General features: G+C 64.7%; 18 protein-coding genes. 12 read left to right on the top strand and 6 right to left on the bottom strand.

The window, feature by feature from the left end; genetic code table 11:
* Nucleotides 1-642 precede the first annotated feature (642 nt).
* From Poly30_RS18520 to Poly30_RS18465, 12 genes are all read left to right on the top strand, one after another.
* On the top strand, nt 643-1,296 hold the full coding sequence (locus tag Poly30_RS18520; protein WP_145200572.1) for a cytochrome c3 family protein: 654 nt from the start codon (nt 643-645) through the stop codon (nt 1,294-1,296).
* A 171-nt stretch (nt 1,297-1,467) separates the two neighbouring features.
* Entirely contained in the window at nt 1,468-4,740 is a 3,273-nt protein-coding gene (locus Poly30_RS18515; protein WP_145200569.1) for a Fe-S-cluster-containing hydrogenase, read from the top strand.
* Nucleotides 4,727-6,241 carry an NrfD/PsrC family molybdoenzyme membrane anchor subunit gene (gene nrfD, locus Poly30_RS18510; protein ID WP_145200566.1) on the top strand — a complete coding sequence of 505 codons (1,515 nt, stop codon included), beginning with the start codon at nt 4,727-4,729 and terminating at the stop codon, nt 6,239-6,241. Before Poly30_RS18515 ends, nrfD begins: the two co-directional genes overlap by 14 nt.
* Before the next feature lie 14 nt (nt 6,242-6,255).
* Nucleotides 6,256-7,590 (top strand): quinol:electron acceptor oxidoreductase subunit ActD, encoded by a 1,335-nt coding sequence (locus tag Poly30_RS18505; RefSeq protein WP_145200562.1) that lies wholly within the window; start codon nt 6,256-6,258, stop codon nt 7,588-7,590.
* A gap of 79 nt (nt 7,591-7,669) precedes the next feature.
* The gene (locus tag Poly30_RS18500) at nt 7,670-8,938 is read left to right on the top strand and encodes a quinol:cytochrome C oxidoreductase (RefSeq protein ID WP_145200560.1); all 1,269 of its coding nucleotides are present in this window, start codon (nt 7,670-7,672) and stop codon (nt 8,936-8,938) included.
* A 14-nt stretch (nt 8,939-8,952) separates the two neighbouring features.
* Nucleotides 8,953-9,315, top strand: a complete 363-nt coding sequence (locus Poly30_RS18495; protein WP_145200557.1) for a hypothetical protein — start codon at nt 8,953-8,955, stop codon at nt 9,313-9,315.
* 91 nt (nt 9,316-9,406) lie between these two features.
* On the top strand, nt 9,407-10,330 hold the full coding sequence (locus Poly30_RS18490) for an SCO family protein (protein WP_145200554.1): 924 nt from the start codon (nt 9,407-9,409) through the stop codon (nt 10,328-10,330).
* A gap of 2 nt (nt 10,331-10,332) precedes the next feature.
* Complete coding sequence (coxB, locus tag Poly30_RS18485; protein ID WP_419190363.1) at nt 10,333-11,691, top strand: cytochrome c oxidase subunit II; 1,359 nt, start codon at nt 10,333-10,335, stop codon at nt 11,689-11,691.
* Between the two features lie 183 nt (nt 11,692-11,874).
* A complete protein-coding gene (gene ctaD, locus Poly30_RS18480; RefSeq protein ID WP_145200548.1) occupies nt 11,875-13,569 on the top strand; it encodes a cytochrome c oxidase subunit I in 1,695 nt (564 codons plus the stop codon).
* A 215-nt stretch (nt 13,570-13,784) separates the two neighbouring features.
* On the top strand, nt 13,785-14,633 hold the full coding sequence (locus tag Poly30_RS18475; protein ID WP_145200545.1) for a cytochrome c oxidase subunit 3 family protein: 849 nt from the start codon (nt 13,785-13,787) through the stop codon (nt 14,631-14,633).
* A 92-nt stretch (nt 14,634-14,725) separates the two neighbouring features.
* A complete protein-coding gene (locus tag Poly30_RS18470; RefSeq protein ID WP_145200542.1) occupies nt 14,726-15,112 on the top strand; it encodes a cytochrome C oxidase subunit IV family protein in 387 nt (128 codons plus the stop codon).
* Between the two features lie 176 nt (nt 15,113-15,288).
* Nucleotides 15,289-15,978 carry a cytochrome c oxidase subunit 3 gene (locus tag Poly30_RS18465; RefSeq protein WP_145200539.1) on the top strand — a complete coding sequence of 230 codons (690 nt, stop codon included), beginning with the start codon at nt 15,289-15,291 and terminating at the stop codon, nt 15,976-15,978.
* A gap of 162 nt (nt 15,979-16,140) precedes the next feature.
* Here the strand turns inward: Poly30_RS18465 and Poly30_RS18460 are convergent, their stop codons facing one another.
* The 6 genes from Poly30_RS18460 to Poly30_RS18435 form a co-directional block, all read right to left on the bottom strand.
* Nucleotides 16,141-16,863, bottom strand: a complete 723-nt coding sequence (locus Poly30_RS18460) for a TIGR02253 family HAD-type hydrolase (protein WP_145200536.1) — start codon at nt 16,861-16,863, stop codon at nt 16,141-16,143.
* 124 nt (nt 16,864-16,987) lie between these two features.
* Nucleotides 16,988-19,648, bottom strand: a complete 2,661-nt coding sequence (locus Poly30_RS18455; protein ID WP_145200533.1) for a hypothetical protein — start codon at nt 19,646-19,648, stop codon at nt 16,988-16,990.
* Nucleotides 19,649-20,192: 544 nt separating this feature from the next.
* Nucleotides 20,193-20,726, bottom strand: coding sequence for an ExbD/TolR family protein (locus tag Poly30_RS18450; RefSeq protein WP_145200530.1), 534 nt, complete (start codon nt 20,724-20,726; stop codon nt 20,193-20,195).
* A gap of 70 nt (nt 20,727-20,796) precedes the next feature.
* Nucleotides 20,797-21,315, bottom strand: coding sequence for an ExbD/TolR family protein (locus Poly30_RS18445; protein WP_145200527.1), 519 nt, complete (start codon nt 21,313-21,315; stop codon nt 20,797-20,799).
* Nucleotides 21,316-21,435: 120 nt separating this feature from the next.
* Nucleotides 21,436-22,161: a MotA/TolQ/ExbB proton channel family protein gene (locus tag Poly30_RS18440; protein ID WP_145200524.1), complete on the bottom strand. Its 726-nt coding sequence runs from the start codon at nt 22,159-22,161 to the stop codon at nt 21,436-21,438.
* A gap of 689 nt (nt 22,162-22,850) precedes the next feature.
* Nucleotides 22,851-24,116, bottom strand: coding sequence for a tetratricopeptide repeat protein (locus Poly30_RS18435; protein ID WP_145200521.1), 1,266 nt, complete (start codon nt 24,114-24,116; stop codon nt 22,851-22,853).
* Nucleotides 24,117-24,146 lie beyond the last annotated feature (30 nt).

Below are 24,146 nucleotides of genomic sequence, written 5' to 3'. Positions count from 1 at the left end.
TGCCCATGGCGAGGCGCCTTCTTTCCTCCGAAAGAAGGCGCCTCGCTCCGTTCATGGTCGGCCCTATCTCCGTTCAGCTCCCGGGGTTCCGCCCGTGCCTCCAGGCGCATCGCTCCGTCGGCGTGTGGGCCCTGGCTCAGGGCAAAATCGATCGCGGTCCCCGGTCGATCATGGGGGATGGGCGGGCTGCGATCGGATCTCAACGGCCGCATGCGAAGGAGTGCGTACGGGCCGGATGCCGCAGCGCATTGAGGATGAGTTTCACTCTCGGTGAGATTCCCTTCAATTGCGTCGGAGTACCACGTTTCTTCGCGGGCACTCGATCACTATTCTATTGGCCAGTGAACAGCGTTCACCCGCGGGGAAGCCCGCGCAGAGCGCCGTTCGACCCCCGCGCGAACCGTCAGAGAGCAGGACTCGGGCCTTGGCCAGGGACCCTTGGCTGGCACCACGCGCACTCGCCAGAACAACTCAGGCGTCGCCCGGCCAGCGCAGACGTGCTGGCTCAGGTCGTCGCTCTCCGCTGAACGGCCGATCCCCGGCCCGAGTCCCGGTTCGAGAGCCCCGTCACCCCGTGGTCCTCGCCCCATCCCTCGGATCCGGGCGCGGCTCCCTCGGTTCCCAGACCGCGCCTTGCGCACCATGAGCACCTTCCACTTTCCCCAATGGACCAACCACTTCAAGCTGCTGATTCCAGCGGCTGCGATCGGTGGGGTCCTTTACGCGGTGACCTTCGTCTGGCTCGGCTTCTCTCCGAAGACCACCGACGCCGGATACGCGCCGAAGCAGCCGGTTCCGTTCAGCCACGCGCTCCATGCCGGTGAGCTCGGCATGGACTGCCGCTACTGCCACAACACCGTCGAGGACGCATCGCACGCCGCGATTCCCCCGACGGCAACGTGCATGAACTGCCACACGAACATCCGCCCGGACAGCACCAAGCTGGCGGCGGTCAAGGAATCCTACGAAACCGGCAAGCCGGTCGAGTGGGTGCGTGTCCACGACCTTCCGGACTACGCGTACTTCAACCACTCCGCCCACGTGCGGCGCGGCGTTTCGTGTGTCTCGTGCCACGGCCGCATCGACCAGATGGTCGTCGTCAGGCAGCAGGAGCCGCTCTCGATGGGCTGGTGCCTCGACTGCCACCGCAACCCGGAGCCGCATCTCCGACCGCTCGACGAGATCACCAACCTCGGCTGGGAGCCGCCCGTCGGCGACGATAGCTGGAAGGATCGACTCTTCTACTCCGCCGAAGAGATCAACCCCCAGGAGACCTGCAGCACCTGTCACCGATAGGGCTGCCGTCGACTGCCGATCGAGGCCGTTGGCTCCACGGCCAGGTCCTCTCTCCTTCCGAGGGGAGGCCTGAAAAGGAGCCACTTTCACCTGCGCTGACCCCCGTTGGCGCCTGATCCCTCCCGTCTTCAACCGACACCCGCGCCTGGCCCCAAAGCAGGGCGCGATCCGATGAGCGACATTCTCTCCGGCCCCCCTCCCGGCTCCCACTCCGGCCCAGATCTGCTTCCTGGCACGAACTCGGGCGAAGCAGCGAAGGCCACTTCGTCGAAGCCCACGGTCTGGCAGTCCCTGTCCGAGTTCGAAGGCAAGTTGACCCGGGATCTCGCCACAGCGGACGGCGCCACCGATGACGTGGCCAGCTTCGTAGGCCGCGAGTTCCCGACGGACGACTTCGATCAGATGGACGGCGTCGACCGTCGTCGCTTCTTCCAGATCCTCGGTGCCTCGGCGGCCCTGGCCGGCGCTTCGAGCTGCCGCTGGGAGCGCGAGACGATCCTGCCGTACGCCGAGCGCCCCGAGGAGATGATCCCGGGCAAGCCCCGTCACTACGCCTCCGTCATGGACCTCGCGGGCGCGGCCCGCCCGGTCAAGGTGACGAGCTATGACGGACGTCCCGTGAAGGTCGAGCCGAACACGCTTGTCGGCCATGGAACGGACGTGTTCTCGCAGGCCGCCGTGCTCGAGTTCTACGATCCCGACCGCAGCCGCGGGGTCGCACGCCGCTCGGCCGACGGGATGGTCGACTCCAGCTGGAAGGACGCCCTCGCGGCGCTCCGTTCGAAGGTGGCGGAGGGCGGCGTGGCCGTTCTCGCTTCCACGACCAGCTCGCCGACGCTCGCACGTCTCGGGGCCGAGCTCCAGGGCGCTGGCGTGAGCTGGCACTGGTGGTCACCGGTGAACGAGGACATGGCCGTCGCGGGTGCCGAGATGGCCTTCGGCCGCAAGGTCCGCGCCAGCTACAACCTGAAGCAGGCGGACGTCGTCATCGCCCTCGACAGCGACTTTCAGCGGACGCACCCGGACGCCGTCCGGATGGCTGCCGACTTCGCCACGCGCCGCATGCCCGAGGAGGGCGCGGCCGGCAAGGAGATGTCGCGCCTCTACAGCGTCGAGAGCCGCTTCACGTCGACGGGCGTGACCTCGGACCACCGTCTGCCCGTCCGGAGTTCGGACGTCGGCGCGGTGCTCGAGCTGCTCCAGGCGGCGGTGAGCGGGGGAAGCGCCTCCGGCGCGCGCGCCAGGGCACTCGCCGGCAACGCCAAGGTCGCGGCCTTCGTGAAGGCGGCCGCCGAGGATCTGAAGGCGGCTGGCAGCCACGGCGTCGTGATCCCGGGTGGGCATCAGCCCGCCGAGGTGCACGCCCAGGCCCACGCGCTCAACGCGGCGATCGGCGCCAACGGGACCACCGTTTCGCTGATCGACGAGCCGCTGCTCGGCGGCATGGACGCCGGCCTCAAATCCCTCGTCGCGGACATGAAGAGCGGCGCCGTCAAGACGCTGCTGATCCTCGAGGGCAACCCCGCCTACGACGCGCCGGCCGATCTCGGCTTCGCCGCCGCGCTGGAAGCCTGCCCGACCACGGCGCACCTTTCGCTCTACCGCAACGAGACGTCCGTTCTCTGCGGCTGGCACCTGAACTCGGCTCACTGGCTCGAGGCCTGGGGCGACGCTCGCTCCTGGGACGGCACGTACCACGTGGCTCAGCCGCTCATCAACCCACTCTTCGGCGGGATGAGTTCGATCGATCTCTGCGCGGCTCTCCTTGGCCGCAAGGACGCGGGCCGCGAAGAAGTGCGCGCGACGTTCGACGGCATGAACCTTCCCGGCTCTGGCGAGGCTCGGTATCGCCAGGCGCTCCACGACGGAGTCGTCGAGGGCACGCGGGCGGCTGCGGTCAACGTGACGGTCCGGGGCAACGTGCAAGCGATCCCGGCGGCCGCCGAGGGGATGGAGGTGACCTTCTTCCCGTGCCCCAAGGTGTACGACGGTCGCTACTCGAACAACGGCTGGCTCCAGGAGCTGCCGGACTTCACGACGAAGATGACCTGGGACAACGCGGTGCTGCTCGGCGTCGCGACGTCGAAGGAACTCGGCGTGACCACCGGTAGCAAGGTCAAGGTGACCCTGAACGGCCGGACCCTCGACGCGGCGGTGTACGTTGCTCCGGGGCAGGCCGAGAACTCCGCCGCCATCTCGATGGGCTACGGCCGCAAGCACGCGGGCCTCGTCGCGGGCTTCGAAAAGACCGGCGTGGACGCGGCGGGCTTCGATGCCTTCCAGCTCCGTGGAACGGACTCGATGGGCATGGCCGTCGGAGCGACGGTCGCGAAGGCGGGCGGCTCCTACAGCTTCGCGACGACCCAGGAGCACCACCTCATCGACGAGATCGGGATGAAGGGACGCCGTGAGCGCCTTCACAAGCTCGCGATGGAAGGCACCCTCGAGGAGTGGAAGGAGGACCCGAACTTCCCGGAGCACGTCTACCACGTGCCGAAGCTCGAGTCGCTCTTCGACCAGAGGAAGTACGAGGGCACGCACCAGTGGGGCATGACCATCGACCTCTCGACCTGCAACGGCTGCAACGCCTGCGTGGTCGCCTGTCAGTCGGAGAACAACATCCCGATCGTCGGCAAGGAGCAGGTCAAGCGCGGTCGCGAGATGCACTGGATGCGCGTCGACCTCTACTACCAGGGTGACGCCGATGAGGCCGACACGGTCGACGCCGTCAACCAGCCGATCAACTGCCTGCAGTGCGAGAACGCGCCCTGCGAGCAGGTCTGCCCGGTCGCGGCGACCGTTCACGGCGAGGAAGGGACCAACGACATGGTCTACAACCGCTGTATCGGCACGCGCTACTGCGGCAACAACTGCCCGGTCAAGGTTCGCCGGTTCAACTACTTCCACTACACGAAGTTCATGGACGAGCCGGAGCACAAGCTGCTCCAGCTGCGCAGCAACCCGAACGTGACCGTCCGCAGCCGCGGCGTCATGGAGAAGTGCACCTACTGCATGCAGCGGGTGTCCGAGGCGCGCATCGTGGCGCGGAACGAGGACCGGCGCATCCGTGACGGCGAGGTCATCACGGCCTGCCAGGCCTCGTGCCCGACCCAGGCGATCACCTTCGGTGACCTCAACGACCCGGAGTCGCGCGTCTCGAAGAAGCAGGGCCTCGGCCGCGACTACTCGATGCTCGCCGAGCTCAACATCAAGCCGCGTACCCAGTACCTGGCTCGGATCTCGAACCCGAACACCGCTCTCGCGACGGCCATGCCGCAGGGCGTGAAGGGGAGGGACGACTACGACCCCGCGACCTATGGCCATGGCGGCCACGGAGCCCATGGGGGCGGTCACGGTCATGGCGACAGCCATGGCGGCGACGATCACACGGACACCAGCCACTCAGGAGACTCCACGGAAGGAGCCGGCCATGACGACCACTGATCCCACCGCATCCTTCGGCGGCAAGCCGCTGAAAGGCCAGGACCCTCGCGTTCGGCCCGCCCTCGTCGAGGGCGAGAACGAGACGTTCTCCACGGTCACCGAGGCCGTGGCCAGGGTCTCCGAGGTCCCCGTCAAGGAAACCAACAAGGCCTGGCTGATCGGCTTCGGCGTCTCCGTCACGCTGCTGGGCGTGCTGGGTCTGATGCTGCTGCATCTGATCACGACGGGCGTCGGGGTCTGGGGCAACAACAACCCCGTGTACTGGGGTTGGCCGATCGTCAACTTCGTTTTCTGGGTCGGTATCGGTCACGCCGGTACCCTCATCTCCGCCGTTCTCTTCCTGACTCGCCAGAACTGGCGAACGGGCGTGAACCGGGCGGCCGAGGCGATGACGATCTTCGCCGTCATCTGCGCCGGTCTGTTCCCGGGCGTGCACATCGGCCGGATCTGGGTGGCTTACTGGCTGTTCCCGCTTCCGAACCAGATGAACATGTGGCCGAACTTCCGGAGCCCGCTGCTCTGGGACGTGTTCGCGGTCTCGACGTACGCGTCGGTTTCGCTGCTGTTCTGGTACATGGGCATGATCCCCGACCTCGCGACCCTTCGGGATCGCGCGATCAACACCCCCCGCAAGATCGCCTACGGCATCTTCGCCATGGGCTGGACGGGTTCCTCGCGCCACTGGCACCGCTACGAGCGCGCGTACCTGCTGCTCGCAGCCCTCGCGGCTCCGCTCGTGTTCTCCGTGCACTCGGTCGTTTCCTTCGACTTCGCGGTGTCACAGGTTCCGGGCTGGCACACGACCATCTTCCCGCCGTACTTCGTCGCAGGCGCCATCTTCAGTGGCTTCGCGATGGTGTTGACGCTGATGGTGCCCGCGCGGCAGTTCTTCGGGCTGAAGCACATCATCACGATGAAGCACATCGACGTGATGTGCCGCATCCTGATGGCGACCGGCATGATGGTGGGCTACGCCTACATGATCGAGTTCTTCATGGCCTGGTACGGCGGCGTCCAGTACGAGACCTTCGCGTTCGTCAACCGTGCCTTCGGCAACTACTGGTGGGCGTACTGGATCATGGTCTCGTGCAACGTGATCTTCCCCCAGATCTTCTGGAGCAAGAAGATGCGCGCCAACCTGTGGGTCGTGATGCTCGTCAGCATCACCACCAACATCGGCATGTGGTTCGAGCGCTTCGTCATCACGGTGACATCGCTGAGCCGGGACTTCGTGCCGTCGAGCTGGGGCTACTTCAGCCCGACCTACGTCGACATGCTCATGTTCCTGGGCAGCTTCGGCCTGTTCTTCACCCTGTTCCTCCTGTTCCTCCGCTTCCTTCCGACGGTCGCGATCGCGGAAGTCAAGACCGTCATGCCCCAGGCCCATGCCCACGGCGATCACGGTCACGGTAAGGACGGTCATGTGGACGCAGATCCCACCTCTTACGGCACGGCAGGAGGCGGCGGCAGCGTCGCTCCGGCTTCCAAGCAGGACGCCTGATTCAAGAACGATCCATGTCTGACCAGAATCAAAACCAGCCCGAGATCCACGGTGTCGTCGCCTACTACGACGACGTCGATGGCGTCATGAACGCGTCCCGGAAGATCCGGGACGCGGGATACAAGAAATGGGATGCCTACACGCCGTTCCCCGTTCACGGGATCGACGAGGCGATGGGGACCAAGCCGACGATCCTGCCCTGGATCGTGCTCGGCATGGGGCTCACTGGCCTCGTGGTGGGCTTGAGCCTTCAGTACTTCACGAACGCGGTCGACTACGTGTTCCTGATCAGCGGCAAGCCCGACTGGAGTCTCCCGGCGAACATCCCCGTCACGTTCGAGATCATCATTCTGTTCTCGGCGTACACCGCCTTCTTCGGGATGCTGGCGCTCAACAAGTTCCCGCACCTCTCGAACCCCCTCCACAAGCTTGAGCGCTTCAAGCGCGTCACGAACGACCGTTTCGCGATCTGCGTCGAGGCGGCCGACGCCAACTTCGACCGCGCGCGCGTCGAGAAGCTCCTCGGCGTGGGGGCGGAGCACATCGAGACCTGCCCGACGGATACGACGAGGGCCGCGCTACCGATCTGGTTTCACGGCGTCGCGGCGATCCTGACCTGCGCGTCGTTCATTCCGCTCGCGGTCGCCTTCAAGGGCCGCTTCGCGACGTCGGAGAAGCCGCGCTACCACGTGTGGCCGGACATGGACTGGCAGCGCAAGCGCAAGACGCAAACGGCGTGGGAAGGCTTCCCCGACGGGCGCGCGATGCGGCTCCCGGTGGCCGGAACGGTCGCCGAGGGCGAGCTTCGCGACGACTTCGAACTGTACTTCGGTGTGGCCCAGGGATCTGAGGTCCCGGACAAGATCAGGTACGACGTGGCCAAGTTCGGCGCGGACGCCGGGGCGGAGCGCCCCGAGTGGCTCGCCGCGTTCCCGGCGGCGGTGAACGTCGACGAGGCGTTCCTGGAGCGGGGACGTCAGCGCTACACCATCTACTGTTCGGTTTGCCACGGCAAGCAGGGCAACGGGATGGGCGCCGTCGCGGTGCGTGCGAACGCGCTGGACGCGGCACAGTGGGGCTGGGTCCCGCCGAAGTCGCTGCTCTCCGAGAACGCCAAGGCGTACTCGAACGGTGAGCTCTTCCACGTGGCCAGCAACGGCATCAGCACGATGGCTGGCTACTCGGGCCAGGTGACGGCCAAGGACCGCTGGGCGATCGTCGCCTACGTCCGCGCCATCCAGGCCACGCAGGGACTCGATCAGACCGAGGCTCCGAGAGACGCTGACTACAAGCCTGTTCCCACGATTGAAAGCGTGAGGGTTTCCGACTCGAGCGCAGCCGGGCAATAGCTTCCGTCCGTCTCGATACCCTGGCTTCCTCAACTCATCCACTACCCCCAGACGCGTCCACCCCACAAGTGACGCTGTGATGAACACCTCAATCGAACTCCCCACGCGAGATCAAGTGATCGTGCGTGACCTCTCCAAGCCGGCGACCGCCGGTCTGGTGGTCGGCCTCATCGGGTTGCTGGCCACCTTCGGCCTCGGCTTCACGTTCGGCGACGGAATGCGCCACTTCGGGCACTCGATGCTCGTGGCCATCCTGTTCTTTCTCTCGATCTCGATCGGAGCGCTGATCTTCATCCTGCTGCAGCACGTCACGAGCGCAGGCTGGTCCGTGGTGGTTCGCCGCGTGGCGGAGGCCGTGACCGGGGCGTTCCCGATCCTGTTCCCGCTCGTGGTGCTGGTAGTTCTCGTGCCGGTCTTCATGGGCAAGAGCATCATCTACGACTGGGCGAGCCATGATTTCGTCTGGGGTGGGGGAGACTTCACGGGATCGGAGCTGATCCAGAGCAAGGCCGGCTACTTCGGATCGGTGTTCTTCGCCGCGCGGATCTGCCTGTACTTCGCGATCTGGGTGGGGCTCAGCCGGTTCTTCTCCGGACAGTCGTTGGCCCAGGACGATGACCAGGACCCGAACCGTACGCTGACGATGCAGCGGCGCAGCGGCGTCAGCATCATCCTCGCGGCCCTCGCGACCACCTTCGCGGCGTTCGACCTCTCGATGTCCCTGAACGCCGAGTGGTTCAGCACGATGTACGGCGTCTACTTCTTCGCCGGGTGCATGTTCTCGTTCCTGTCGGTGCTGGCGCTCTCCACGATGTGGCTCGAGAAGCGCGGGAACCTCAAGAACGTCGTCTCGATCGAGCACTACCACGACATCGGCAAGCTGCTGTTTGCCTTCACGTTCTTCTGGAGCTACGTCGCCTTCAGCCAGTTCATGCTGTACTGGTACGCCGACATCCCCGAGGAGACGCACTGGTTCCACTATCGGATGTGGGGCGAGTGGAACGGTTTCTCGGTCCTCCTCGTCGCAGGCCACTTCCTGATCCCGATGCTCGGGCTCATGTCGCGCCACGTGAAGCGCCGCCGCAACGTGTTCGCCGCCTGGTGCGTCTACTGCCTCGTCTTCCACTTCGTCGACCTGTACTGGAACGTCATGCCCGAGATGGTCAATGGTGTGGGACAGGGTGACCCTGCGACGACCGGTCCCGCCTTCGGCCTGATCGACATCACGGCCATGATCAGCGTGGGTGGTCTGTTCCTCTTCGGCTTCCTCCGGAAGCTCGACGGCAAGCCGGCGCTCGCGATCGGTGATCCGCGCCTGCCCGAGTCCCTTGCCTTCCAAAACGTCTAGGAGGTCCTGATTCCATGAGTGCAACTGCAGACGGGCTGGCCGACCAGCACCACCATCATTCGGAGCGGGAGATCCAGGACGATGTCCAGAACGTCCCGGTCCTCGCATTCCTGACCACGGTCGCGACGCTTCTGATCATCGTTTCGGTGATCTTCCTCACCGGGGTGTACTACCTCACGGCGGGAAAGCAGCAGGAGCTTCGCCAGAGCCAGGCGGATTCCCGGATCACCGACCTCGAGGCCCATCGTCAGATCGACGATATGGTCGTGGACGGCTACTACAAGGAAGCCGATGTCGAAGAGAACGGCACGGTGACGCGCGGCAAAGTGCACGTGCCGGTCGAGATCGGCATGCGTCAGATCGCCGATAAGTACTGATCCCCTCAGCCCCTCGTTTCTCCCTTCCTTCGGCCTACAAGAACACCGTTCACCTCATCTGATCCCGATCCACTCCGACTTCGGTCGAGCCATGCGCAAGCCAACCCCCAAGACGACCTTCCTGCGACTCCCGCTGCTCCTACTGGGCGCGTGTGTGTGCATGTCCGGTTCGGCGTGGGGCCAGCTGGCGGGTCAGCGGATCGAGGAGCTGGACGGTGTCGAGGTCGAGCAGCATCTGGAGGCCCAGCTTCCCCTGGACGCCACGTTCACCGGCGCGAAGAGGGAGGCCTTTCCATTGGGAAGGGCGTTCGACGGGATGCCGGTGATCCTGACGCTCAACTACGTCGACTGTCCTCAGCTCTGCACCATGCAGCTCTCCAACCTGGCAGCCGCCATGGGGACGATGGGTTTGCAGCTCGGTGAGGACTATCGAGTGGTGACCATCAGCATCGACCCGAAGGACACGCCATCCAAGATGGCCGGTCTGCAGGAGCGCTACGTTTCGAGCTACCTCGAGGCCTCCGAGGACGCCGGGGAGCCGCGCGATAGTGCGGTGGCCAGCAGCGGCTGGATCTGCCTGACCGGCGACAAGGTCCAGATCGATCGAGTGGCTGAGACCGTGGGCTTCGGCTACCGCTGGCTCGAGGGCCGCGGTGAATACGCACACCAGGCGGCGAACATTCTTTGTTCGCCGTCGGGCAAGGTCATGCGCTACCTGGAGGGGATCGATCCCGCTCTGGCTGGCGTGTTGAGGCTCTCGCTCGTGGAAACGAGCGAGGGCAAGGTGGGAACGCTCTACGACGGGCTGTTCCTGAACTGCTTCAAATTCGACCCGAGTTCGGGTCAATACACCCTCGCGGCGACACGGCTTCTGAAAGTCGCAGCCGCACTGACCGTCTTGGCGGTCGTTACAGGAGTCTTCTTCATGAAGCGCGGAGAATCGCAGCGTCTCGCTGCGTCGTCGGAAGCGGCGAACGCAGGGAGCGCGGCCAGCGCGAGTGAGAAGGCATCATGATCATGAGAATCGAAGCACTATTGCTGGCGGGCCTCTGTTTCTTCGGAAGCGCCGCGCCGATGTTTGCCCAGGACGCAGAAGGCGCTGCTGCTGGTGAGACCAGCGAGGCGGTCAAGGCCGACGCGGGCGTCGACGTGGACAAGCTGATCGCGGACTACAACGCGAAGGAGACGACGCCGCGCACGTTCACCGCCGAGGAGCGCGACTGGATCGGCCGTGGGCTGGACCCCGCTGACGTGGACGCTTTCCGCAAGGGTCATGCGAGCATCATCAGCAAGGACGAGAACACCATCTTCTTCCTGCGCGACGGCGTCGAGGAGACCATCTCGTCCGATCCGAAGTTCGCGACTCGCCCGGTCGCTCCGCACATTGCGCCCTTCGCGACCGAGCTGGAGGGCAACCCCTTCTGGACGGCCAAGCGAGCCTCGGAGACGGCGAAGGACGTCGACGCGATGTTCGACTTCATCATGTGGACGTCGTACATCTTCACGGCGCTCATCGGCGTCCTGATGGTGGTCTTCTGCATCAAGTACCGCCGCAAGCCGGGTGTGCGCGCCGACCAGTCGATCACGCACAACACGCCGATCGAGATCATCTGGAGCGTCATCCCGACGATCCTCGTGGGCATCATGTTCTGGGGTGGCTACACGACGTTCCTCGACATGCGGACGCCACCGCCGGACGCCATGACCGTCAAGGTCAACGCCTACCAGTGGGGCTGGAACTTCACGTACCCGAGCGGCATCGAGAGCCCCCAGGAGTTCCACGTGCCGGCGAACACCCCGGTCGAGATGCTGATGACGTCGAACGACGTGATCCACTCGTTCCACCTGCCGTCGTTCCGCCAGAAGTCGGACGTCCTGCCGAACCGCTACACGAAGGTCTGGTTCGATTCGGGTGAGCCGGCGACCTACCGCGTCTACTGCTCGGAGTACTGCGGCAAGCTGCACTCGGACATGTACGCCAAGATGGTGGTGGACACGCCCGAGGACTACGCCGCGTGGCTCGTCAAGGCGGGCAACTGGATGGTCAACGACGACGGAACCATGAAGTCAGCCCTGGAGATCGGAGAGCTCACCTACAACCGCCGCGGTTGCAAGGCGTGCCACTCGATCGACGGCCGCGCTGGCACCGCGCCGACGTTCGCGGGCCTCTGGGGCCTCGAGCGCAAGTTTGCGGACGGGTCGACCCGTGTCGCGGACGAGAACTACGTGCGCCAGTCGATCCTCGATCCCTATAGCCAGCTCGTCGAGGGCTACGGGGAGCAGATGACCGTCTACAACCCGATGCTGCCGGAAGAGCAGATCAACGGCATCATCGCCTACCTGAAGTCGCTGAAGGACGTCCCTCGGGTCGACTGATCGACCATGGCCCCCGCGGGGAGGTCTTCCTCGCGCCCGTGGGGGCGCGGAAGACACCCGCGGATCTCCGCGAATGCCGAGCGCGCGGGAACTGCTCGGCTACCTGCGAACACCACTCATTCTCATAAGATCTGACTCCGTCAGAGACATTTCTCTCTGGCCCGATCCGATCCGAAGACTCCGATGACACAAGTCGATATTGCCCCTTCTCAGGTCCAGGGCCGTCCGGTCCAGCACCTCGAGAAGAACTACATCAATCACTCCTCAGGGATCTCGTCCTGGCTTCTGACGCTCGATCACAAGCGGATCGGGCTCATGTACCTGGTGGGTATCTCGGTCTCGTTCTTCCTGGGCGGGCTCTTCGCCCTGGGAATCCGATTGGAGCTCTTCGCGCCCGGCATGCAGTTCATGGACGCGGCGACCTACAACAAGGTCTTCACGCTCCACGGCGCCGTCATGGTGTTCCTGTTCATCATCCCGGGCATCCCGGCCGCGCTCGGTAACGTCGTGCTGCCGCTGATGCTGGGGGCGAAGGACGTGGCGTTCCCGCGCCTGAACCTGAGTAGTTTCTATCTCTGGATCGCGGGCGCGACGTTCTTCCTCTACACGCTCTTCAGCAAGCAGCTGGACACGGGCTGGACGTTCTACACGCCCTACAGCTCCAGCTACTCGGACACGTCGGTCATCTCCGCCACGTTCGGGGTCTTCCTGCTCGGCTTCAGCTCGATCTTCACCGGCCTCAACTTCCTGGTGACCATCCACAAGATGCGTCCGCCCGGGATGACCTGGCACAAGCTCCCGCTGTTCCTGTGGGGGATGTACGGCACGGCGATCATGCAGCTCCTCGCGACGCCGGTTCTCGGCATCACGCTCCTGCTGCTCGTCATGGAGACGACCCTCGGAATCGGCATCTTCGATCCGAAGAAGGGCGGCGACCCGGTTCTGTACCAGCACTTCTTCTGGTTCTACAGCCACCCGGCCGTGTACATCATGATCCTCCCCGCGATGGCGGTGGTGTCGGAGATCATCGCGACCTTCAGCCGCAAGCACATCTTCGGCTACAAGATGATCGCGTACTCGTCCGTGTCGATCGCGCTGCTGTCGTTCCTCGTGTGGGGCCACCACATGTTCGTCAGCTCGGAGTCGACGCTCGCGACGCTCATCTTCTCCGCCATCACGTTCACGATCGCGATCCCGTCGGCCATCAAGGTCTTCAACTGGCTGGCCACGCTCTACAAGGGCTCGGTTTCGCTCGGGACCCCGATGCTCTACGCGCTGGAGTTCATCTGGCTCTTCACGATCGGTGGTCTCACCGGGCTCTTCCTCGGCGTGCTCTCCACGGACGTGATGCTGCACGATACCTACTTCGTCGTGGCGCACTTCCACTACGTGATGGTCGGTGGAACGCTCTTCGCCTTCTTCGCGGGACTCCACTACTGGTGGCCCAAGATGACCGGCAAGATGTACTCGGAGACCACGGGCCGCATCGCCTCGGTGATCGCGTTCGTCGGGTTCAACCTGGCGTTCTTCCCGCAGTTCATCATGGGTTCGCGCGGCATGCCCCGCCGCTACGCCGACTACAAGCCGGACTTCGAGCTCTATCACCAGCTCTCGACGGTCGGCACGCTGGTCCTCGGCGTCGGTATTGCGCTCCTGACCTACAACCTCATCCGCTCGATCTTCAGCGGTAAGAAGGCTCCGGCCAACCCGTGGGGCAGCGCGACCATCGAATGGGAATGCCCGTCGCCGCCGCCGCACCACAACTTCGACCATCCGCCGCTCGCGACCGATCCGTACGACATGGAGCGCGTCGAGTGGGATGAAGAGGTTCAGGGGTTCGTTCCGGTCGTGGGTCGCCGCGCTCCCGTAGCTCACTGATCCGGTTCTCGATCCAGGCCCCCCATAGCCACGGGCCTGACTGACTGACATCCACGCGCGGGGGGATCGCCCCCAGCTCTCTCCCCGCGCCACGTCCGACCACACGCCGGGCACCTCTCCCCGAGGTTCCCTTCCCACTCTCAACGCTTTTCCTCGAACCGCAGCCCCCTGGCGCCTTCCGCTTCGGCCGGGCTGCAGGAACGACGATCCCCCAAATGTCTGACGATCACGGACACGGCGACAAGCCCTTCCTCGCTCACCACTTCGAGGACGAAGACCACCAGTTCGACTCTGGCAAGCTCGGTATCTGGGCTTTCCTGGTGACCGAGGTGCTGTTCTTCAGTGGCCTCTTCTGCGCCTATGCGATCTATCGCGCCATGCATCCGGAGGTGTTCACCTACGCCGCCCGATCGCTGGACACGATGCTCGGCGCGATCAACACCGGGGTTCTGATCTTCTCCAGCCTGACGGCGGCCTGGGCGGTGCGCAACGCGCAGCTCGGGCAGAAGAAGATGCTCGTGGCGAACCTGGCCATCACGATCCTCTGCGCCTTCGGGTTCATGGGGATCAAGTACAAGGAGTACAGCCACAAGTTCCACCTCGGCCTTTACCCGGGCAACAACTACGCCCCGGTCGAGGGAGCCTTTGGCGACCATGTCACCAAGGCAGAGGAAGTGGGCTTCCGGTTGGAGCAGGAAAGCGACGAGATCGAGGGCGAGCACGCCTCAGCTGAGCTCGCGGACATGAACGAGTCCTCGGAGCACGCCGGTGCGGCGAACGAGGAGGCCCATGGCCATGGGGCCGTCAAGTGGGACGATCCCAACATGGATCCCGAGACGAAGTCGCAGCTCAAGGTGTTCTTCGGCATCTACTACTGCATGACGGGGCTCCACGGTATCCACGTGGTGATCGGCATCCTGCTGCTCATGTGGCTCCTGACGCGTGCCATCCGCGGGCACTTCACCCCGACGTACTACGGCCCGATCGACTACGCCGCTCTGTACTGGCACCTCGTCGACCTGATCTGGATCTACCTGTTCCCGCTGCTGTACCTCATCAACTAGTAGATCGGCGGATCGCACTGCGCCCCAAGGCGGACGGCGACCCAGCACAGCCCTTCTCGCGCGAACAACCCCACATCTGCACGATCCAAACCATGTCTTCCACTTCTGCTACCAGCACGGACGTCCACGCTCACATCGACGACGATCCTCATCACGACGGACACCACATCCTTCCGCTATGGGTTCTCCTCGGGACCTGGGGAGCGCTGATGGGCCTGACGGTCTTCACGGTGACGGCCTCGACCTTCGATCTCGGCGCCTTCGACCTCCCGGTCGCGATGGGCATCGCGACGGTCAAGGCCATGCTCGTGCTGATGATCTTCATGCACCTCGGCTTCGACAAGGGCTTCCACTCTCTCCTGATCTTCGGATCGTTCCTCTTCGTCTTCCTGTTCATCAGCTTCTTGCTGATCGACCGGGGGCAGTACCAGCCCGAGATCTCGTCCAAGACGAGCGAGACGCTCCTGCAAGGGAACTGATCCTTTCGGGGATCGACGATGAGTTAGTAGCGGGATCGGAAGATCCGCGCCGGTCATCACGGCGAATGCATGGAAGCCACGCGGCAGCGGAGACCATTGGGTCTCCATGGCCGTAGTGGCTTCCATTTCGTCTGGAACGTCCCATGAGAACGTCCTCCTCGCGCTCGACCTCTGAAATGAAACTCCCCAACAAGGGCACCCACGCGCGGCTCCAGCGGGCCTATCGCTACCAGGTCCCGTCCAATACCTCGGACCTACCGCTGGAGGACCCGTCCGGAGGACGCGTCAGCCCCGTTCAAGACGGGCCGCCGCCCGACATGATCGCGTTCGGGATGAAGCTCTTCCTGGCCTCGCTGACGATGATCTTCGGAGCGACCTTCGTCGCATACGGGATCTTCCGCTGGCGAGAGCGAGATGACTGGGAGAGCATCCTGGATTCCAGAGAGCTCATGACTCTTGCCGCAGCGACCGTGCTCTTGGTGGTGGCCGACATCGCCTCGATGCGTGCGCTGAAGAAGGCGGACACCCGTGCTGCGGCCTCCAAGCTCACGCTGATCGGCGCGATCTTCGCGTCGGCCTACATGGTCGTACAGGGCATCAGCTGGGTGCCACTGCTGTCCCAGGTGGGTGAGCGCATCAACGGCTCGATCGTGGGGGGGACGCTGAAGCACGCAGGGGGTCTCTTCCTGATGCTGACGTTCGCCCACGCCGTCCACGTCTTCGGTGGCGTCGTCGCGAACGTCACGGTGCTGCTGCGCTCCAAGGACGGCAAGGGACCGCACCGTGACTCGCTCCGGATGCTCTACGCCTACTGGCGGTTCCTCACGGTCATGTGGGTGGCGGTCCTCGTGCTCCTCACGGTCTGAAGTGCCACCTGGTTGGTTACTGCAACGCAGCGTCGGGACGGGAGAGCGCTGCTGCGTGGATCGCTGCTTTTCAACGGCGTCTTAGTGGTCCGGAACAGAAGTCCCTTTCATATGTATGGCCCCATTCGAGCCCTGGCTGCGTTGCGTTTCCTCAACGGAACTCTAGAACTCCGACAGCGGCACGCCGAAACGCTCTCGCAGGATGGCCGCTAGCTCCCGGAAGTCGTTCACGATGAACTCCGGGTTGGCCGCCTCCACGTCCTGATCCGGCTTCGCGGCCCGCTTGATCCAGGCCGTATGCATGCCGATAGCGCGCGGCGGAGCGATATCGTGGGCGAGGTTGTCGCCGACGTACATCGTCTCTGACGGCAAGAGCCCGAGCTCCCTCAGGACGTACTGGTAGAGCTTCGGGTTCGGTTTGGCGATTCCCACCTGATCGGAGATGTAAACGTCCCGTGGCCCGAAGAGCGGAACCAGACCCAGCCGCACCAGCTTCTCCGCCTGCTTGGTGGTCCACCCGTGGGTGATCACTGCGGTCCGCATCCGCGCCTGGCTCAGGGCCGTGAGGAAGGGCGCCACGTCCGGGAAGGCCTTCAGGTGCTCGAACTTCGTGTCGTGGTAGGCGCAGACGCCTGCTGCCACGACAACCGCGGGATTCACCTCCTTGCGCTGGTGCGGCGGTAGCCTGTGCAGGAGCTTGTTGAAGTGCTCCGAGTAGTTGGAACCGAACTCCCGGATGACTTCCATGAGTTCGTCATGGATCTCCTGATGTGTCGCATTGATGCCGACTTCGATCATGGCGTCGATCGCGTTGGCCCTCGCCTTCTTCGCAAACTCGGTGGTCGAGAAGAGGGTGTCGTCGAGGTCGAAGAGGATGGCTTTCATCGGTCGGGAGCGGTGGGGACGAGTGGGGGGATAGGCACGAAGAAGCCCGCTGGCCCGTGGTCCCTGAAACAGGAAACCTCGGAGCCAGCGGGCGTCGATCTGTCAGCTATAGCTCAGCAGAAGCTCAATACTGCTGCTCGAGCGCCTTCTGAACCGACTCGCGGACATCGGTGATGCGGGCCGTCACAAGGATCATGAGGGAGTCGCGCTCGTCGTTGTAGCCTTCCGTCTTGAAGAGGAAGCCGAGGAGCGGGATCTTACCGAGCCACGGCACTTCCGCACGGCGCTCGATGTTTCGGATGCGGGACAACCCGCCGAGCATCAGCGAGCCACCGTCGGGGAGGAACGCGCTGGTGTTCACGCTCTGGACCTGAAGCTCTGGCAGCTGGAACTCGACCGGAGCCGTGTTACCGCCGAGGGTGGTCGAGAAGGCGCGAAGGCTGACGATGCGGGCCACCGTCGGCTGGATCTCCAGTCGAAGCCACTTCCGGTTGTCGAGGATCGTGGGGCGGACGTCGAGCACGACGCCTTCGTTCAGGACGTTGACGACCGGGTCGGCCACGGCCTGGAACTGAGCCACTTCGACGTCGAAGTCCTGGATGTAGGCCCTCTGGTTGATGACGGCCACGTACGCGCGCTGGGAGTCGTTGACACTCAGCATCTGGCTGTTCACGACCTGGCTCTGCTCGGACTTCTCGACGGCGCGCAAGATCGAAGAGACCTCGGAGTCGTCGAAGAAGGTCATCTGGAACGTCATTCCACCGAGGGTGCTGAGGCTGCTGCCCAGCGCGGTGTTGAAGAAGTTCTGCGTCGTCGCCGCAAAAGCACCGTCCTGGCCGTCGTCGAAGAAGAAGCCGGAACTCGGGCTGCCTGCGGAGTTGGTGCCGCCGGTACCGGAGCCGCCGTTATCGAGGCCGCGCGAAGCCATGTCCTCGAGACCGTTCGTGACGTCCTCGAGCACTCGGTTGTCGAGACCGCGGAAGTCGTTGCCGATCTCCTGGATCCAGTTGTCGGTGACCTCGAGGAACTTCGACTCGATGGTGACCATCGCCGAGTTGAACTTGCGGAGGTCCTCCAGGAAGTCGCGGATCTTCTGCTGAATCTCGGGGGTGTGGGTGACGATCAGGCTGCCTTCACCGAGTTCGATGCTGACGCCTTCCGCGTCCCAGGCCTCGGGGGCCACGGTGTCCTGGATGAGCGTCTGAAGGTCGTCCAGCGTGATGATGCGCTGGGACTCCTGCACGGTGCCGAACGGGCCACCGCCGTCGTCGTCCTCGAGTTCGTCGATCAGGCGGATGCGGTCGATGCGCGGGCCCCAGAAGTCCGTCAGGGCGAACGTCAGGTCCTGGACCGGGTGCACCACGGGGATCGGGTTGCCGAGGGCCTTCTCCTTGGTCGTGATCAGCACGGAGTCGTACTTGATCATCCAGGTCACGCCCTCGCCCGCTGCTGCGGTGATGCGGTTCAGTGCCTGCTCGACCGTGAGGTCGTTCTCGAAGTTGAACGCGAACACGGCGCCTTCTTCCTCGGCGGCCGTGGCGGCTGCCTGGTCGACGACGATGGGGAGGTTCGTGGAGTCGCGGACGAAGTTCGCGACGACGTTGAGGTCCTCGGTGTCGAGGCTGGGCAGCGCGACCGTCGAGGTCGCAATCTGCTCGCGCAGGTCACGCTCGATGATCGACACGTTCCGGGTGGCATTGAACGTGCGGTCCTTGCGGCGCTCGGCGTTCGCACGCCAGACTTCGCTATCAGGAAGGGTGAGCTCCTGGTTCTGCGGAATCCGCATCTGCTCCAGCTCGGCGCGCCAGCGCGTGAACTGCTCCTTCTTGGCCTTCAGGTAGTTGTCCTGGACCTGGCTGCGCCCGGCGCGGAAGGCGGCGGTGCGGATCTCGTCGGCCTTCTCGTTCTTGGGCTGCTTCTGCATCGCGAGCTGGGCGTACTCCTCAGCGTCGCGGTAGCGGCCTTCTTCGAACGCGGTCATCGCGTTCGTCAGGATGTTGTTGACGATCTGCTCCTTGCGATCGTTCTCCATCGACTCCTGGGCCTTGAGCTGGCTGAAAGCCTCGGCGCGCTCGTCCTGGACGGCCTGCTCCTCGGCGGCCATCCGCTCGGCCTTGACCGTGTCGAGCAGGGCGAGGACCTCTTGGTCCAGGCCGTTCCACTCGATGTCGAAGCCGTTGACTTCGATCTTGGTCTTGGCGAGCTGAAGGTCGGCCACAGCGGCGCCGTAGTCGCCGCGGTTGCGGGCGATCTTGGCGTCGTTGAGGTCCTGCTTGACCTCCAGACGAATCTGCTCGAGCTTCAGCTTGTACTGATCGACGTCGTCGGAGAAGGTCGAGCCACCCGGCTCGCCCATTAGCGCGGCGAGTTCGGAGCGCAGCTTACGCGCGGCGAGGCTGTCGGGCTCCAGCTCGAGCGCTCGCTCGACCTGGGTCTTCGCCTCGGCGAATTGAAGCCTGTCCTTGAACTCCTCGGCGCGCGCCATGGCGGCGTCGTAGAGAAGGCGCTGCTTCTGTTCCTTGAGCGAAAGCAGCTCGGCGTCCTGACCCAGAGATGAGCCTTGACCGAGGGCTGCCAAAGGAGCGCCAGCGCGCTCGATGACGTCCGTCGTGTCCGTGGTCGAACCCTCGTTGGAGGCGATGGTGGAGGACTCCACCTGGGACTCCGGAGCCTTGGGGGTCTCGGCGTCTTGCGGGTTCGTCGCGCAACCGGTGAGCGCCCATTGGGCGCCGCCGGCTACGGCGAGCAGAAGAGACACGTGGAGTGCGGGGCCTGCGATCCTCATGCGGGAAAGACTCGTGCGTCGTGAGCAGATGGTTGGGGGGGAGGTACGAAGATCGCCCTTCTGGCAGCGCCAGCCGGGTGAAGTCCGCAGCCTTACCCTCAGCCGGCTCCTGCACTACCGAAACAAAGCCGGTAAGTGCCGAAACCAAAGCCGTGGGCAATGGAAAACGGTCGAGGGGGGAGCTCGGTGGTGGCACGGATCACCGGATGCACTCGCCGTGGCGAGCGGAGTCCCAAGGGGACCCGGGTGAGTCGTGGACAAAAACCGAGTGAGAGAGAAGCTTGGGGGGACGTCGATCAGCGCCTGCAAGGGAGCCGGCAACCGTCGGGAGCGCAAAGACTAAGGAAGAGAGCCGGGGCCGTCAAAGCCGGACGGGCGTTTCGGCCAGGCTGTTTCGATAGAAGGCGCCGGAGAGAGAAGCGACGGAACCGGAAGGAGCCGATCCCGCGGCCCGATGGGGCCCAAGGGCCCAGTGCAAGCGCGTCAGAGGGGCTAGATGGGGCTCCCGAGGGGGATCGGACCCCTCGGCGAGCGCGCTCGGGCACTACTTCTCGTACGAGCCCTTGAAGGTCACGTTGTCGTAGCCAGCGTACATGACCGCGTCGAGGGCCTCGACGACGTCCTTGTTCGTCACGCCGGTACGCGGGTCGATGGTGGCCTCCTTGTCGGGCTCACGGGCCTTGATCGCCTGCAGAGCCTTGGTGACCTCGGCGAGGTCGGTGAAGCGGCGCGGGCCGACCGTGTAGCGGATCTCCCTCGAGTCGTCGTAGAAGAAGCGCAGCTTCTCGGCTGCATCCGCTTCCGTGTAGGGCACGGGGCCCTTCGTCTCGCTGCTCCAGCGCATGCGGTTGCCGACCTTGACCACATCCAGGCGGATGTCGACCTTTTCCTTCGGCTCCGCGTCCTGGGGGTTCACGCCGACGTCCTTCGGGAGGTACGCGCCGAGCTTGCCTTCGAGGACTTTGAATTTCAGGGTGCACATGAAGAAGATGAGGAGCAGGAAGGTGACGTCGATCATCGGCGTCATCTGCAGCTCGCACTTCTCGTCCATGATCTCGTCGAGTGCGCTGTTTGCCATAGCTTGTGTAGGTGAGTGAGGAGCAGGCGAGCCCGAGGGCTCTTGGGAAGACTGCTGAGGAGTGGCGGGACTACTCGTTCGTCTCGTCAGCGCCTTCCGGCGTCGAAACGGCCAGCTGGAGCTTCCAGATCGAGATTGCCTGGTCGCCGCACTGCTCCATGATGTCCTGGACGTACTTGAAGGGCGTCGTCATGTCGGCCCGGATCAGCACCGGCTCGTCCGGGACCAGCTTGCTCGAACCTGGGCTCAGGGGCTCTTTCTTCATCCTGTTCGCTGCCGAGAGGAGCCAGGTCTTCAGCTCCGCGAACTTGTTCTTGCCCTGGAACTCCGGAAGGTCCGGGTCGTACTGGACCTTCTTCTTGATGATCATCTCGCCACGGTAGGTGACGTTGATGATCGGGCGCCACTCCTCGGGATCCGGCTGGTCAGGCTTCGCGTGCTCGGCCGTGGGGAGGTCGACGTCCTCCAGCTCCTGCTGGGTGAGGTCGGTAATGATCATGAAGAAGATGATCAGCAAGAATACGACGTCGATCATCGGCGTCATATCCATCTCCATGTCGGTGTTGGCGTCGTGCTTGGCTAGATTCATGTCGTCAGATTCCGGGGGTCGCAGGAAGGCGGCCGTTCAGGGAGCAGGCCTCGCGGTCGCGCGAATCCACCGGGGCGGACGCGCGCGACCTGCTGTTCCGATCAGGATCAGAGATCCGGATCAGGACGTCGGACGGAAGCGCTCGAAGAGGTCTTCCACGATCGCGCCGGTCTCGATGATCGTCTTGATCAGTCGGTTGCGGAGGAACGCGAAGGCCGCCGTCACCGGGATGGCGACGATCAGGCCGAGCATGGTCGTGAGAAGAGCCTGGGAAATACCGGAGGCGAGGTCGGCCGGGTTGGCCTGACCCTTGGACGCAGCGATCTCGTTGAAGGCCGCGACCATGCCCATCACCGTGCCGAGAAGGCCAAGCATGGGGGCCACGTTGGCGATCAGGGAGAGCCAGCCGATCTTCTGGTGAAGCTTGATCGACTCCTCGTCGCCCATTTCCTCGATGGACTTCTCGATGGCCTCGAAGGGGTGGCCGATCTTCGCGATGCCCGCGCCGCAGACGCGGGTGAAGTAGCCGGGCTCGTCCTCGCAAAGCTCCATCGCTTCCTGGAACTTCTCTTCTTCGAAGAGCGCCTGGACCTCGTCGATGAGTTCCGGCGGTGCCAGCTTGTCACGCTTGAGCGAAACGATGTTCTCGATGATCAGCGCCAGCGCGACGACCGAGAGCAGCATGATGACGAGGCCGACCGGACCGGCGTCCGCGAACACGTCACTGAAGCTCTTCTCGCTCTTCTGGGCGAGCGAGGGGGACGCGGTGGCGACGAAGGTGAGGCCGAACGCAAGCGCCGGGGCAGCGGCCTTTTGGGCGCGGGCCAGGATGGAGTTCCGTTTCATGGGTAGTGGCTGGGGGGCGGACGGGAGATCGTTTCCCGATGGTTGCCGCAGGTGATGGGGCCCCAAGGAATAGGACCGCGTTGGATGAGTACCGCGGAAGAAGGCCGCGGGAACTCGGAGTCTGGCGGAGGCGCGTGAGAGACGCCGGCCGAACTCGGTCTAGATCGAAGAGAGGGGGGGGTCGTCGCATGGATCCGTGAAAGTAGCCGCCCCGAGAACCAACGACCGGTGCAGCACCCCGTCTGGCCCCTCGCTCGAGAGGACTCGAGAGAAGATGCCAGACCGTGGTCCTGTGGCCGTCACTCGCCGGATGGGGCCGGGAGCCACGCGATGGAAAATGTCAAAGGGTGAGCCGGCGTGCCCGGTCGAGGCGCGCCCTGGCTACGGCGGCAGGCCCGGCAGGACGCCCGGCCTAGCCCACTCGCGCCCAAAGGCTACCGAGGCACGCCGAAGATTTCCTGACCGAGCCGCGTAATTGCAAAGAGCCGGACGGAATTGGGCTCGTCGAGGGCGCCTGGCGGGGTGACTCCGACGGGCGAGGGCCAATCGGGGGCACCTCTGGGCGAGGAGTTTTCACCCGTGGGAGCCGCGCCGCCAGAAATGCCCTTTGGACGCCATTGGGTTTGGCGCAACGCCGCGGGCGCGGATCCTGGCCGTGCTCGCGGCATCGCAATCTGTGGCGCAGACTCCTAAAGACCGCTGAGGAGCTCGTTCGCGCGCGCGGCCGAGGGCGTGGCGCCGTACTCGGACTTCACGCGCTGGAGCGCCGACTTGGCAACGCCCTTGCCTTCGGCGGAGTCCTTCAAGGCCTCGCCGAGCGCCAGCAGGGCGGCGGCCCGACGGTCGGCGCTCGTGTGATCGAGGCCTGCCACCCAGCCGAGCTGGATTTCGGCTTCGGCGTTCTCGCCCTTGCCGAGGAGCGCGCGCCCGAGTCCCAGCTTGGCGGCACCTTTCCCCGCCGAGGTCTTGGCCTCGTCGAGAGCGCTCTCGAAAGCCCGCACGGCACCCGCGAAATCTCCCTTGGCCAGCAGTGACTCCGCCGCGGCCATCCGAGCCACCTCGGCCCCTGCGGCTGCGCGGGCCATGACCTCGGGATCGTTGCTGTCGATGGCGGCGAACGCGCTCGCCGCCGAGTCGAAGAGTTCGCGCGCGGTCGACGTTTCCGGCGACACGAGCGCCGCCCGGGCGCCGCTCATCGCCGCTTCGGCGACCATCAAGGGAGAGTAGCCGTCGGCTCCGTCCTTGCCCGTCTCGAACAGAGAGCGATAGCCGTCCCGCGCCGCTGCAGCGTCTCCGCTGAGCCAGGTGGCACGCGCCTTAATGGCCCGAACTGCGGGGACTTTCCAGTTTTCGCCGTGGTCGCTCAGGAAACGGGTCGCCTCAGCGATCGCATCGGCGAACCGAGCCGGATCGGCGGCTCCCCAGGCGATCATCGATTCGATGGCGCGGACGCGGGCGGCCGCGCGAACGACCTCGCGCGCATCGTCATCCGCGGCCGCAGCCTGGAAGCTGGAGACCGCCTTCTCCCATTCACCGCGCTTGGCGTAGGTCTCGCCGTCGGTGAAGTCGTCGGGGACGTCGCCCCACTGGATCAGCACGACCTCGATGGCATCCGCCGACTGGTTCTTGTCGCCGCGCTCGGTGAACTTGATGCCCTTGAGGTCGGCGGCCGTCACCACGCCCACGTTGGCCTCGACCTTCGCCGTCTTCTTGTTCTTGGTGAAGATGCGGTCGGCCTTGCCGGCCTGGGGAACCGGGGTGACCAGGCTGGAGGCCAGCGAAGGTGCCGCCAAGGCGACGGCCCCTGTGACCGCCAGGATCGGCGTCAGTGCGCCGAGCAGGGGAGTCAGGACGGTGGCCGCCGCCAGTGAGGCCGCCCAGCGGGACGCAAGGGGAGTGGTTGCAGGTGCGACCGGGGCAGAGGACTGCACGCGTGGGGAGGGGGAATCAGACATGGAATTCACTGTGGAAGTCTTCACTGTGGG

The organism is Saltatorellus ferox, from assembly GCA_007751475.1.
In the GTDB taxonomy this organism is placed as follows: Bacteria; Planctomycetota; UBA1135; order UBA1135.
The sequence above is the reverse complement of the archived record's forward strand: the minus strand, read 5'-3'. Positions and strand labels throughout refer to the sequence as shown.